The organism is Myxococcales bacterium (genome assembly GCA_016706225.1).
In the GTDB taxonomy this organism is placed as follows: domain Bacteria; phylum Myxococcota_A; class Polyangia; order Polyangiales; family Polyangiaceae; genus JADJKB01.
The window spans coordinates 444651-457151 of record JADJKB010000005.1 but is presented as its reverse complement, the minus strand read 5'-3'; the positions used below and the strand labels follow the sequence as shown (position 1 = coordinate 457151).

Here is a 12501-nt window from a genome sequence, read left to right as displayed (position 1 = left end):
TTCAGCGAAGTCCGAGCTTGGCCTCGTACGCATCCGCCAGCCGCAGCAGCGCGTCGCTGCAGCCGGTCTGGGTCGATGAACCGTGCATCAGCGCCAGTGTGCGCGGCTCGAGCGCGGCCAGACGGCGAATCGTCGGCGCGGTCACGACCGAGAGCGCCGTCGCGCCGAAGATCTCCTCCGCGGCGAGCGCCGGCGCAACGATGTCGTCGGTCGTGAGCGCAGGTCCGTCGCCGGCGTGGGTGAAGAGATCGCCACAGAGCAGCGTCCTCGTCGTCTCTTCGAACAGGACACGGGCCTCCCAGTTGTGCGGGACGTGGGGGGTGTCGATGTGGCGCACCCGCTTGCCACCCAGGTCGATCACCTCCCCGTCCGCGAGCTTGCGCGGAGCGCGATCGCAGAGATCGTCGAGTGAGACCATGCAGCCGATCGCCCCGTGCGCGACCTCGGCCCGGGGGGCGGCCGCGAGCAGCTCGTTCATCGAACCGCACTCGTCGGATTCGACGTGGCCGAAGCTGATGAACCGGAGGCTCGAGAGCGGAACGACGCGACTGATGGCCTCCGAGACGAGCGGAAACATGCGCCGCGGGCCGGTATGGAAGAGCAGCGGCTGGTCAGCCTTGATCAGGAACTGATTGAACGTGAACCCGCCGGGTGCGGCGTCGGGGACACAGGTCGAGAAGCGGAAGATGCCATCTGCGATTTCGTCGGTGCGGGTTTCCATGGGTGTTCTCCTCGGGCGTCGTGGGGCATTCGGCTTTGGGTCGAGCCCCACTCCGCATCCATACCACCAAACTTTACCCACGGTAACAAAAATTAACCGCTGGTCAAAATTAAGTTCCGTGGGTAGAATTCAGGGGTGAAGTCAGCCAAGAAACCCGCGGTGTCGCCGAAGGCCCCGCAGCGCACCCGCACGTCGCAGGCGGCGAGAACCTCCGCAAGACCCCGCGGGACCCCTGCCGAGCCCACCGAGGTCCCGCCTCGGGTCGCCCGGCGCGAGCGGCGGCGCGAACGCTCGCGGGAGGAGATCGTCGAGGCGACCCACCGTGTTCTCCAACGAAATGGCATCGCTGCCACCACCCTCGAAGCCGTCGCCAAGGAGGTCGGACTGACAAAAGCGGCGCTCTATTATTACTACCCATCGAAGGACGCGCTCCTCTTCGAGATCGTCTTTGGCGCGATCGAAGCGCAGGCCTTGGCGGTGCACGCTGCGGTGGCGGAGGCAAAGAACGGCGGCGAAGCCTTGCGTGCCATCGTACGCGAGACCGTGAGCACGTTCGCGTCTCGCATGGACGACTTCCGCCTCACCTATCACTACGGGCAGACCGCGGGACCGGGCGCGGTTCGAATCACCCCCGAACAGCTGGCGAGGATCCGCCCGCTGAACGATCTCGCCTACGCGGGAGCAGCGGCGATACTGTCGGAGGACCGGAAGCGCGGACGAGGTCGCGCGCGCGTGGAACCCCGACTGATGGCGTTCCTCGCAAACATCGCGGCCGTCGGCCTGCTCACGATGAAAGGCATGGTCGAGAGCCACGGCGATCCACTGCTCTACTCGGACGAGCAGTTGATCGACGGCCTGGCGCGGATCTTCGAGGCCGCGGCGGCCCCGTGACGCCGGCTCAGCGCTCTCAGCCCCTGCTCGGCTCCAAATCCGGGCCCAGCAGCTCGCGCCGGATCGCCTGGTACTCCGCGCTCACCTCGCCGTCCGCGTCACGAACCGCGCACTGAAACTGGTGCGGGGACGGCACGTCTCGCCGGCTGAGCTCGAACACCGACAGAAACGCCTCTAGGCGATCACTGCGCATGAAAAAGTCGGCTTGCCCGGTCACGTGGAGCGCCTGCTCCGCTGCGGCGGCAAGGACACGCGCTCCGCCTGCCGTCTGAAACACCAGGTAAAACCGCCCATCCGGAGACAGCGCCCGCGCCGCGGCGGACAGGTAGTCCTCTACCCCGCCACGCTCCTCGAAGCGGCAGGCCCGCCGCTGGGCATCCGCAGGCAGGACACCGGTGTGCAGCGGGAAGTAGGGTGGTGATCCCGTCACGAGATCACAGCCCTCGTCGTTCCGGTCAGCAGCGCGAAAGTCTGCATGCTCGATCAGGATCTCGCACGGCTGCGAGGGCAGCTCGCCGACGGCCCGCCGCGCCATCATCACGGACTCGGCCTGTGCCTCGACCCCGTACGCGAGCTGCGGCCTGAGCTTGTGGCACACCATCAACAGCACTGAACCCACTCCACAGCCGAGATCGAGATAACGACTCGGCCGCCCGGCGGCGCGATGCACCGCATACCACGCGGTGATCAGATCGTCGGTGCTGGTGCGGTGTCCGCCCTTGCGCTGGTAGATGTGCCAGTCGCCGACCAGCCGGTCGCGCACCGCGTCCGCCGGCCAGCCGTGCGGCGCCTCCGCGTTCATGCCTCGGCCTGCTCAGCCGCAGACGCAGCAGTTGAGCGCGGGCGCGCACAGACCGAAGCCGCCCTTGGTGATACATGCGGCAGCGCACAGGAACTGCGACGTCGGATCACTCGGGGTGCAGGCCGCGACACACAGGTTCGTGCCTCCACCCGAGCCACCGGCTCCGCTGCCACCGGCTCCGCTGCCGCCAGCCCCGCTGCCACCCACACCACCGCCGTTACCGCCTGTTCCACCGCTGGGGCCGACGCAAGCAAAACCATCTCGCGTGAACCCCGGCAGACACTCGAAGTCACAGAGCGCACCGTCGCAGGTCCCCACGGAGTTCGCCGGGGGTTTGTTGCACGGCGAGCAGCCCATCGAGCCGCAGCCGACTGCGGCGGTCTTTGCGACGCAGACGCTGTCGCAGATCTTCTCTCCGCTCGCACACACGGGCGGCGCTTCCTCTGCTCCGGCCTCGCCACCGGCGCCCGCGTTCGGCGCGCCACCACTCTCACTCGCTGAGGCCCCACCGGTGGCTTCACCACTAGCGCCCGCAGCACCGAGGCCAGCAGCGCCGCCGACGTTCGCGCCTGCCGCGCCGAGCGTCGAGTCGGAGCCGCCGCTTCCGGCAGACTCACCCTCGTTGGCGAATGCGCTCTTGTCGCTCTCAACCGGCTCGTTCATCGCGCAGCCGACGCCGAACAGCGCGAGACAACAGATGGCGATGGTCTTCATGGGCGCGGAACCTAGCGCGCAAAATCGCGTTCGACGAGCCCACGCTTGCAGAAATTCTCGATGCAGCATGAGTCCTGCGGGCGCACGTGTTCCAAGGTGACCGGTGCGCCCAGCAAGGTGCCGTGGAGCTCGCGGATGGGAACCACGTGCGCCTCGTCGATGGCGCTTCGCAGCTTTGAATCAGTTCGGGCTCCGTTCGGCGCTTCCACCACGCCGCTGCTGCGATAGGCTGCGCACCAACTGTCATGTCACCTCCCACCAAGCTGTTCGCAGTCCTTCTGTTTGCCGCGTCCACGGGCTGCGCGTCCGCGACCCCGACTCCCGAAACTCCGCCGACACCCACGCCGCAACCGCAGCCAGAAACCAAGGCCGAGCAAGCCGGTGCCCTGCTGCCCGGCGACGCCGAGAAGGTCCCACCGCCACCCGCAGAGTGCAGCGCGTTCGTGGAGCAGAAGCCGACCCCCGCAGCCTGCGATGCCAAGAACGCCCTCGGCCTCTTGGCGAACGCACTCGCCAAGACCGACGCACGAGCGCGGGACGCCGAGCTCGCTGCGCTCGAGGCCTGTGCTGCGCTTCCCGCGGGGCTGCCGCGAGCGCTCAGAGCGGAGCTTGCACCCACCGAGTGTGGGGATGTGCTGGTCGAACCCTACCTCGCAAAACCGCCAACCGGACTCGCTCCGGAGCTTCGCGATGCGCTGATGGGGCTCGGCTTTGCCGCGCGCGCGGCGCGTCTCGTACGCGAACCGCCCAAGCTCACGGCGCCGTTCTCCAAGGAGCGCGTGAACCAGTTCGTGAGTGGCCCCCTCAAGACCTGGATCGAGGGGCAGGCCAAGGCCATCTACTCGGTGTCCCTGCACGGCTCGAACCTGGAGGGTTATGGCAAGGCGGTGGTCGCGGTCGAAGCAGGCTTGGCGGATCTGCGCTTCGTGGATGTCGCTCGCACGGCGCCGGTGCCCGAGGACATCGCCAAGGATACGGAGCTCAAGGACGCTTACTACGGCGCCCTCGAGCAAGCGCTCGAATCGCGCAAGAACCGCGGGCGCGACGCGGCGCTGGTGGGCCTGAAAAAACTCGCCGAGGTCGGCGTGATCAACGACCCGCGCGTTGCCCGGGCGCGCAAGCTCTTGTCCGAGGTGTACTCGGGACGGCGCATCGATGCCCTCGACACCCTGCTCGTCCCCGCGCTCGCGGCAGCCGCACCAAAGACGGACGCGGAGAGGCTCGCCACACTCTTGCCAACCGCCTATGCGGGACTCGCACTCGGCAACGAAAAGACGAGCGAAGCGCCGCTACTGAGGGCCCTCATCGAGCGGGGCCTGCCAAGAACCGCCCGCACCAAGCTGGAGGCCGAGAAGGCCCCGAGCGCCGAGAGCCGCCGACTGCTGGCGCGCGCGCTCTTCAGCCTTGGCCAGCGCTACTGGCGCGCGGCGGACTTCACGGCGGCCGAAGCCGCGTTCGCGGCGAGCAAACCAACGGGAGCTGCCAAGAACGAAGCCGAGCTGCTCTTGGCGCTCACGACCGCGCTGGCGGGCGGTCCGAAGGACGCCGCCGCGATGATGTCGCGCGGGCCGGAGCTCCCGAAGGGTGTCGGCGACGTGGCAAAACTCGACGCGCTGGGCAAGGGCAAAGGGGAGCGTGCGGGAATGGCGCTCTTCGATGCAGCGCGCCTGCTGGAGATCGCTCGCCCCGTGGGCGCGGACGCGGCGTACTTCAAGGGCATCGCGGAGCGCTACCAACGCGCGGCCGCCGAGCTCGCTGATGCAGCAACGAAAAAGGACGCCCTCGACCGGGCGAAGGCCGCCGAGGAGACTGCCTCCGCAATCGCGCCGCACTGAGCTCGTGCTCACTCAGCGCGCGACGTCACTTCTGAACCAGCGCCCCGCCGGCCCAGCCGACCTTCGCCAGCTCGCGCCCGTCGGTGCCGACGACGGCGCTGCGATTTGCGCGGAACTCGAGGCTGGCCGGTTTTTGACCCGCGACGAAGTTGAAGCTGAGCTGGCCGAGGACCACCTCACTCCCAGCAACGCCGGCCGCCTTTCCCTTCTCGGTCACGGTCGCAACGAGCACACCGGGGGTCTTGACCACGCCCAACGTGACCGGCGGCGAGCCGGACCAAACCGACGAAGCCTCGAGCTTGTCGAAGCCGAGCACGCTCGAGTCGTAGCTCAGCCGAAACGCGACGCCGTAGAGCTCACTGACGGAGTGTCCAACGAGCTCGAGCACCAGACGCTCGGAGGTCAGCTCCTTCTGGCGCAGCGTCACCGAGGTACCGGCAGGCGTCGCGGCGGGTTCGAAGACGAAAGTCTCCTTGGGCTTGGGCTTCGCGCTACCGCCGCCGCCGTCGTCGGAGGAACAGGCAACGAGCGCAATCGCAAACGCGATGAGCCAGCGGTTCTTCATCAGCCACCGCCTTTCACTGGACCCGAGAAGGCTTGGGTGACGAACGTGATATCCGAGTCGCCGATGCTGCCATTTCCGTCGGCGTCGCAGCGGGGATCGAAGTCCAGATCCGACGACCAGATCCCCTCCCCGCCCGGCTGACTCGGATCGGCGACCCGCCCGAGGCGCCAGGCGCAGTGGATGACGTCCAACCCGTCGACCTCGCCGTCGAAATCTACGTCGCCGTCCACCGCCGAGCGGCTCCATATAACGCCGTCTTGCCGCGGATTCGGCCGGACCCGGCGCACCGTGCCGGTGACCGGCAGCGTCAGCGCCTTACCACCCTCGAAGCGCACACTCTGCTTCTTCAGCGTCCCGTCTTCGAGCTCGATGATGAGCTCGAGGGGAACGACCAGAGCATCGATGTTCGCCGCGGTGACCGCGAGCGCGCCGCCCGCCTGACTGAACGCGATGCGCGGCTCGGCCGCGGTGCCGGCGTAGACCCACTGGGCAAACACGGGGTCGAAATCTTGACCGCTCTCCTTCTCGATCAGTGCCAAGAAGTCGGCGGTGTCACACAGCTGCTTGGCGCAGTCCTTGGCCCACGAGCGCAGCACGGAAGCAAAGACGTCGTCTCCGACCACGACGCGCAGGTACTCGAGAAACGCCGACGAGCGAATGTAGGCCCACAGCGTATTGCCGATGGAGTCCTGGGGGATCTCCTGCTGCGAGCCCACCACGAGCGGCAAGCTGGGATCGCCGAGGTACTTCACCAGCATCCAGTGCTCGCGATACCGCCGGGCCAGGTACTCGTCGCGCGGCACGTCGGCGTGGTGGAACTTCGCCGAGTAGTCGATCTGACTCAACGTGGCGAGACCCTCGACCAGCCAGCGGGTGGTGAGCACGTCCGTTGGCGAGACCAACACCCCCCACCACTGGTGGGAGTTCTCGTGGGCCAGGGTCTCCTCGAAATACTGCGGATTGCCGCTGGCGTAGTCTTCGCTGAGCAGGGTCAGCCCGAAACCCGCGGTGCCGCGGAAGATGTTCAGCCAGCCCGTCGGCAGCTTGAACACCTTGAGCTCGGCGTAGGGCAGCTTTTGCCCGGACTGCGCGTCGATGAACGGCAGGATGTTCTTCATCCAGCCGGTCCACTCGGCGGTGTACTTCGGCCCCGCCGCGGTGGTGACGACTCGGGTCGGCAGACTCACGCCCGACACGGGGGTCTCGGCCAGCGCGCCGAGCATGACGATGTTGCCGCCGTAGCTCTGAAAGCCCGGGATCTCCCAGCGCGAGGTGGTCTTGCCCCCGGCGCTCTGTTTCGACTTCAGATCCCCGCTGGCCACCACGTCGACACCGTCCGCGACCGAGATCTCCACCGAACGACTGGCGCCCCAGGCGTTGTAGCCGCCTAGGTTGTCCTGATCGTAGACGCCGGGGATCGGACCGTTCTCGGCCAGGTACGCCAGGGGTGAGCCGGCATGACAAGTTCCGCCCCCGCAGGCCAAGGTGCCGGAGTAGTCGACACTGATGCTGGCCACTTCGCCTTGAGCCAGCGCCGGGCTCAGGTCGAATGTAGCCAGAGTGTAACCCTGGTAGGCCTGGTTGGTGATCCCGATGGATTTTCCGCTGGCCGAGGCGGCCGTTGCCGTCAGCCCGACGTCCAGCAAGAGGGACAGCTGTCCCACCGATGACAGCGCCTCGACCTTCACGTCCACGTGGCCCTGGAGCACACCTGTGCTCGGAACCAAGTCGAGCTTCGTGTCGATCGAGAGCACACGAGTGCTCACGTAGAGCGGCGACGAGAGCGGCTTCGGGAACGAAAGCCCCGGCGCCCAGGCGGACGGCTCGACCCGACGCTGTGCGAGCAGCTCGGCGTAGGGCGGGATGGGCGTCGCCCCAGCCGAACCTGCGACCGTCGAGAGCAGCGCGGCGAGCACCGGGAGCCAAGGTCTTCGCATGTCGAACGCGAGAAGCGTGAGCCAGGCAGCCGCCGGGGTGCAAGCCCCGTCAGCGCACCTCGAGCTCGAAGGTGTCCTCGATCACCACCTCGTCCCCCTCGACGCGGCAGGCAAAACGCCGCTGATCTCCGCACAAACCCAGGGGCGCCAGGAGCTCGCCGGTCTTCAAGGAGAACACGTAGCCGTGCATCGGGCAGGTGATGGTCTCCCCGTCTTGATGCCCCTCGGACAGGCTCGCGCCGGCGTGGTTGCAGCCGTCCTCGATGGCAAAGGGTTGGCCCTCCACCAAAGCTACACATACGTCGTAGGGCGGATACTCGACACGACACAGCCCCTTGGCTCGGAGCTCGACCAGGGGAAGCCGTGCGACGGCGCGGGTCACTTGATGACGACCAGATCGTAAGTCGCGTCGTCCCAGGCGTAGAGCGTGTTGGCGGCGGCGTCCAGACCGAGCCCGTAGCTGCCGTAGCCACTGCCATACGACGCGAGCACGTCGCTGTAGGGAGTCGCACCGGCCGGGTTGCAGGTGAAGTACACGATGTCGTCGGCGGCCTTGAAGTAGAGGTAGTCCGCGATGCCGTCGCCGGTGGTGTCCTTGGCGTGCAGGTAGTTCTGGGTCGCCGACAGATCGAGCGAATTGGTGAGCAGGGTGACCGCCGAGGTCGTGCGGTTCACGCGGATCAGGCGGTCGTTGTCGCCGCAGGTCAGGTAGTAGTTCTGATCGTCGACGGCGATGCCCATGCAGTACGCCTCACCCGGGACGCTCGCCTCGAGCTTGGCCGTCGCTGGCGCGGTCGCCGCGGCGTCGACCGACCAGATCTGCGTCGGATCACTCGACGACGAGGACTCGTTCGTCACCATGTAGATGCGGCCCTTGTACAGGTTGGCCGAGTCGAACGTGTCGAGGGGGGTCGAAGGGAAGGTCGCGAAGTCGGTGATGCCGAAGCTCTGGCCCGCGTCCTTGGAGATGCGCCAGACGAAGCCGGTGGTGCCGGTCGACTTGGACTCGACGGTGAAGATGTCGTTGCCGTTGACCACCATGTCGTAGCCGAGATGTGGCGACGAGAGCCCGGCCGTTGCGGTGATTTCCACGCCCGCGCCGCCCGCCTTTGGCATGCGCCAGAGCTCCGAGGAGCCGCCGAAGTACACGAAGCCGGTCGGGTTCTTGTCCGGGACGACGTAGTACACCGACGGGTAACTCGAGCCGGTGCCGCTCGGGAGCTTGGTCAGCGTGGAACCGACCATGCCGGCGGTTCCGGGCGCGCAGGGCGGCGTGACCACGGTGAACGTCCAGGCTGCCGCCTTGAGTGGCTTGCTGCACTTGGCGTCGTTCAGGCCCGTCCAGCTGACGCTGATGACCTCACCCGCGGGGAATGGTGCCGCGGCCTCGATGGTCATGGTCTTGTCGTCCGTCGAGAAGCTGACCTCGGTCGCCGTCGCGACGTTGTACGTGAGGTTCGTGCCCTTGTTGCCGGTGAGCTTCACGCTGCCGGCCGTCGTGTTCACGGCGGTCTCGAACGTCACCTGGAGCTTCTGTTTGAGCGAGCTCGTGGTGGCGCCGTTCGCCGGAACCATGGTCACGGCACCCGCGCTGAAGGTGCTGCAGTTGATCTCCGTGAGCTGCAGCTTCAGCGGGTTCGACAGCGGCGCCGTTCCGCTGTTGGTGTCGGCGACGTAAAAGAAGTACGTGGTGCCGGCGGTGACGGAGAAGCTGTCGCCCATGGAGGGGTCGCTGTACTCCGAGACGCACGAAAGCTGCGACGACAGGTTCCCGCACGACCCGCTGGCAACGACGGCCATCCAGCGAGTGTCGATCGGTTTCTCGAAGGTGAAGTCGACGGTACCCGTGAAGGTCGGCTGGTAGACGAGCACGATGTCGGGACCGTCGGCGTCCGCCCACGAGCACGACGGGGTGGTGCTCAGGTAGTCGTTCTTGCTGGCCGTCCAGTTGATGGTGTTGGCGCCCTTCTGCACGACGATCACGTGACCGCAGTCTTCGCCGGTCGGGGGAGCGGTCTTGCAGGTGAACGCGCCGCCGGTTGGATCACACGCCTGGCCGATCGGACAGGTTTGGGTGACCTTCCACTCCTGGCAGCCGCCCGCCGCCGCCTGGCACTCCTCGACGACGTTGGCGTTGCACTGTTTGGCTGACAGGGTCGGACAGGGAGTCGAGCAGACCCCCTCGCACTTGGCGGTACCGCCTGCGGCCAGCTTGCACAAGAGACTGCCGCAGTCCTGGGTCTTCACCCAGTCCAGGCAGCCGTTGGTGCCCTTGCTGCAGGTCTGCACCGAGTTGTTCATGCAGATCTGAAGTCCGTCCTTCTGGCACTTGGCCGGACAACCGGACTCACACGCTGCGGTGCCCGTGGTGGTCGCGCAGATGCCGCCCGACGACGCACAATCGGTCTTGGTCACCCAGCCCAGGCAGCCACCAGCAATCGTGCCGCACTCTTGCAGTACGTTTCCGCTGCACTGCACCTGACCCACCTTGCACGGGTCGACACAGGTACCCGAACAAGCAGCCGTGCCGCTCGAGTCGTCACACGCCTGGCTCTTGTCGGCGCAATCGCTGGACTGTGCCCAGAGTTTGCACCCATCGGGGCCCTGCGCGCAGAACTCGATGGCAGTGCCGTTGCACTGCGTCTTGTTGATGGTGGGACACGCATCCTGGCAGCTGCTGCTCTTGCACACCGCACTGCCGCCGGAGCTCTCACAGGTCTTGCCTGCCTTCCCGCAGTCCTCGGCCTCGACCAAGAGCCGGCAGCCGCCCGCCGACTGCGCACACTTCATCAGCTTGCTGCCCTCGCACGAGGTGTCGTCGACGTTGACGCACTGATCGTTGCAGCAACCCGCCTTCTCCACGGTGCAGGTCGGCGTGCAGATGAGCAAGCCGGACTTGAACCCTTCGCTGGCGCAGGTTCGGCCGCCAAAGTCGGTCCCGTCGCAAAGCTCGGTGCCGGTGAGCTTGCCGTCACCACACACGCCCGCTCCACCCGAACCGCCGTCGCTCTCGGCACAGGAGAAGGCGAGGCTCGCCGAAATGAACACCAACGAAAATGCGTAGGCTCTGGTCACGGGTCGTTCTCCAAGAGCGACCGCTCCGCGGGGGAGCCCGTCCGCTCGTTCTGCCCGGCCCCGGGCGGAAAAGTGGCGCCCACTTAGCACTCTGGAGCGAGGCGAGCAACGAGTCGCTATGCCGTGCCCATGGGCGCACATGGTCCGCCGGCTGACGGACAGGCGTGAAGCCCGCGCGCCGATCGAGTAAGCCGCATCGACGTCATGACGACCCGAGGTGATCATAGTTCCCTTTCGGCTCGCGGCGCCCGCGCCGCTCTCCGGGCGCTCGGCGGCTGGCGGTTCGTCGGCGAGATCCCCGAGCCGCGCCGCGCCGTGTGCCTGGCAACACCGCACACCGACAACATGGATGGCCTGCTCCTGGTGCTGCTGGCGAAATCGGTGGGCATGACCATCAAGTGGATGGTCAAGGACGCCTGGGTCAAGCCACCGATCGGTTACTTGATTCGAGGCGTCGGTGGGGTGCCCGTCGATCGCACCCGTGCGAACGGCATGGTGGGACAGATGGCGGAGGAGTTCGCGCGCCTCGACGACTTCTATCTGGCGATCCCACCGGAGGGAACTCGCGGCCGCACCGAGTACTGGAAGTCTGGTTTCTACCGGATCGCGCTGGAAGCGGGCGTTCCGGTCGTCCCGGGTTTCTTGGACTACGGCAAGAAGGAGGGCGGCTTCGGTCCCGCGCTGACGATGACCGGCGACGTGCGCGCCGACATGGACGCGATTCGCGCGTTTTACGAGCAGAAGAAACCGACGGCGCGGCACCCGGAGAAGTTCGGGCCGATTCGGTTGAGGGAGGAGACGAAGGAGGGGGAGTGAGGCAGGGCGTGCGCGGTGGAGGACACCACCCTCGCCTGGAGCTGAAGCGTCGTGTCTTCGCGGCGCCGGACCTCCATGGTAGGAGGGCGCGACCATGCTGGAGCTCATCTGCAAGAAGACTTGAAGCACCTGTCGCAAGGCGGTCGCCTTGCTCACGCAGAAGAAGATTGCCTTCCGGTACCGCGAGTACACGGAGGAGCCGTTGAGCAAGGCAGAGCTCGAGCGCGTGCTCGGTTTGCTCGGAATGAAAGCCGCTGACCTCGTGCGCAAGAACGACGCTGCGTACAAGACTGCGGGCCTGACTGGAAAGGAGTCAGAGGCGCAGCTGATCGCACTGATGGCCAAGCACCCGACGCTCCTGCAGCGACCCATCGGCGTGAAGGGCAAGAAGGCCGTCGTCGGCCGACCGCCGGAAGCGCTGCTCGAGCTCTGACCCCCGCCGGGCGGCGCGGCGGCGTGTGCTGGCCCTGGGCGTGACGGCGAAATCCGTTGCGCCCCGTGCCGCTGCCCTGCGAGCCTCCCGCCATGGCCAACCTGATCACACGCAGCAACGACGACTCCGACGAGCTCTACGGGTGGTGGGACGGCGAAACCATCGAGGCCGGGGACCAAGTGAGCTGCGACACCAGCGAGGTGGCGGTGTTCTGGGACGGCGAGCAGGTGGTCACCACGCTTGGGCCCGGGCGTCACCAACTCACGGCCGAGTCCTCCGCCGCGCTCGCGCCCTTCTTCGAGGACGATTCACCGATCCACATCTGTTTCGTCACGACCTCGGCGGTCTCCGGCTTCGAAGTGGAGGGCTCCATCTCGCCGGATGACGATGACGACGACGACGATGACGACGCTGGAGAGGAACCGAGTGCAAGCATCGAGGTGACGCTGCGCGTGGTAGATCCCGGGCTCTTCGTGGCCAAAGCGGTCGAGATCGAAGAGGGCGACGACGACGACGACGACGACGACGACGACCCTCCGACGCTGACGGATTTCATCGCGGCCGCCATCCTGGATGCCGCCTGTGAGTGTCTGAACGACGGCGACGCGGATGACGTCGAGGGAAACCTGCCAGGCAAGGTCGGCCCCGCGCTCCGAGAGCTCGGTGTGGAGCTCGTGCGCGTCGACGGCTTCGAGCTGTCGGACGACTGATC

At 66.9% G+C, this 12501-nt stretch carries 12 protein-coding genes; 5 read left to right on the top strand and 7 right to left on the bottom strand.

The features are described from left to right. Window position 1: 1 nt before the first annotated feature. Window positions 2-721, bottom strand: a complete 720-nt coding sequence (locus tag IPI67_09785) for an MBL fold metallo-hydrolase (GenBank protein ID MBK7580482.1) — start codon at window positions 719-721, stop codon at window positions 2-4. 303 nt (window positions 722-1024) lie between these two features. Between IPI67_09785 and IPI67_09780 the strand changes: the two genes are divergently transcribed. Next, a complete protein-coding gene (locus IPI67_09780) occupies window positions 1025-1612 on the top strand; it encodes a TetR/AcrR family transcriptional regulator (protein ID MBK7580481.1) in 588 nt (195 codons plus the stop codon). A 16-nt stretch (window positions 1613-1628) separates the two neighbouring features. On the opposite strand, the gene IPI67_09775 is transcribed toward IPI67_09780, so the two are convergent. Together IPI67_09775 and IPI67_09770 are read right to left on the bottom strand one after the other, a co-directional pair. Then, complete coding sequence (locus tag IPI67_09775) at window positions 1629-2414, bottom strand: methyltransferase (GenBank protein MBK7580480.1); 786 nt, start codon at window positions 2412-2414, stop codon at window positions 1629-1631. Between the two features lie 12 nt (window positions 2415-2426). After that, a complete protein-coding gene (locus tag IPI67_09770; protein ID MBK7580479.1) occupies window positions 2427-3128 on the bottom strand; it encodes a hypothetical protein in 702 nt (233 codons plus the stop codon). 245 nt (window positions 3129-3373) lie between these two features. Between IPI67_09770 and IPI67_09765 the strand changes: the two genes are divergently transcribed. After that, window positions 3374-4963 carry a hypothetical protein gene (locus tag IPI67_09765; protein ID MBK7580478.1) on the top strand — a complete coding sequence of 530 codons (1590 nt, stop codon included), beginning with the start codon at window positions 3374-3376 and terminating at the stop codon, window positions 4961-4963. Between the two features lie 25 nt (window positions 4964-4988). Here IPI67_09765 and IPI67_09760 read toward each other — a convergent pair whose 3' ends face one another. Genes IPI67_09760 through IPI67_09745 form a run of 4 tightly spaced genes read right to left on the bottom strand, consistent with a single transcriptional unit; the run spans window position 4989 to window position 10540 of the window. Beyond that, a complete protein-coding gene (locus IPI67_09760) occupies window positions 4989-5528 on the bottom strand; it encodes a hypothetical protein (protein ID MBK7580477.1) in 540 nt (179 codons plus the stop codon). Then, window positions 5528-7465, bottom strand: coding sequence for a hypothetical protein (locus tag IPI67_09755; GenBank protein ID MBK7580476.1), 1938 nt, complete (start codon window positions 7463-7465; stop codon window positions 5528-5530). Before IPI67_09755 ends, IPI67_09760 begins: the two co-directional genes overlap by 1 nt. Before the next feature lie 49 nt (window positions 7466-7514). Continuing rightward, window positions 7515-7847, bottom strand: a complete 333-nt coding sequence (locus IPI67_09750) for a Rieske 2Fe-2S domain-containing protein (GenBank protein MBK7580475.1) — start codon at window positions 7845-7847, stop codon at window positions 7515-7517. After that, complete coding sequence (locus IPI67_09745) at window positions 7844-10540, bottom strand: Ig-like domain-containing protein (protein MBK7580474.1); 2697 nt, start codon at window positions 10538-10540, stop codon at window positions 7844-7846. The genes IPI67_09750 and IPI67_09745 overlap by 4 nt, the downstream gene beginning before the upstream one ends. 204 nt (window positions 10541-10744) lie before the next feature. Here IPI67_09745 and IPI67_09740 point away from each other — a divergent pair, with 204 nt between their 5' ends. The 3 genes from IPI67_09740 to IPI67_09730 all read left to right on the top strand — a co-directional run bounded on the left by IPI67_09740 (window position 10745) and on the right by IPI67_09730 (window position 12499). Further along, window positions 10745-11356: a 1-acyl-sn-glycerol-3-phosphate acyltransferase gene (locus IPI67_09740; protein ID MBK7580473.1), complete on the top strand. Its 612-nt coding sequence runs from the start codon at window positions 10745-10747 to the stop codon at window positions 11354-11356. A 148-nt stretch (window positions 11357-11504) separates the two neighbouring features. Then, complete coding sequence (locus tag IPI67_09735; protein MBK7580472.1) at window positions 11505-11789, top strand: arsenate reductase (glutaredoxin); 285 nt, start codon at window positions 11505-11507, stop codon at window positions 11787-11789. 92 nt (window positions 11790-11881) lie between these two features. Next, complete coding sequence (locus IPI67_09730) at window positions 11882-12499, top strand: hypothetical protein (protein MBK7580471.1); 618 nt, start codon at window positions 11882-11884, stop codon at window positions 12497-12499. Window positions 12500-12501: the final 2 nt, after the last annotated feature.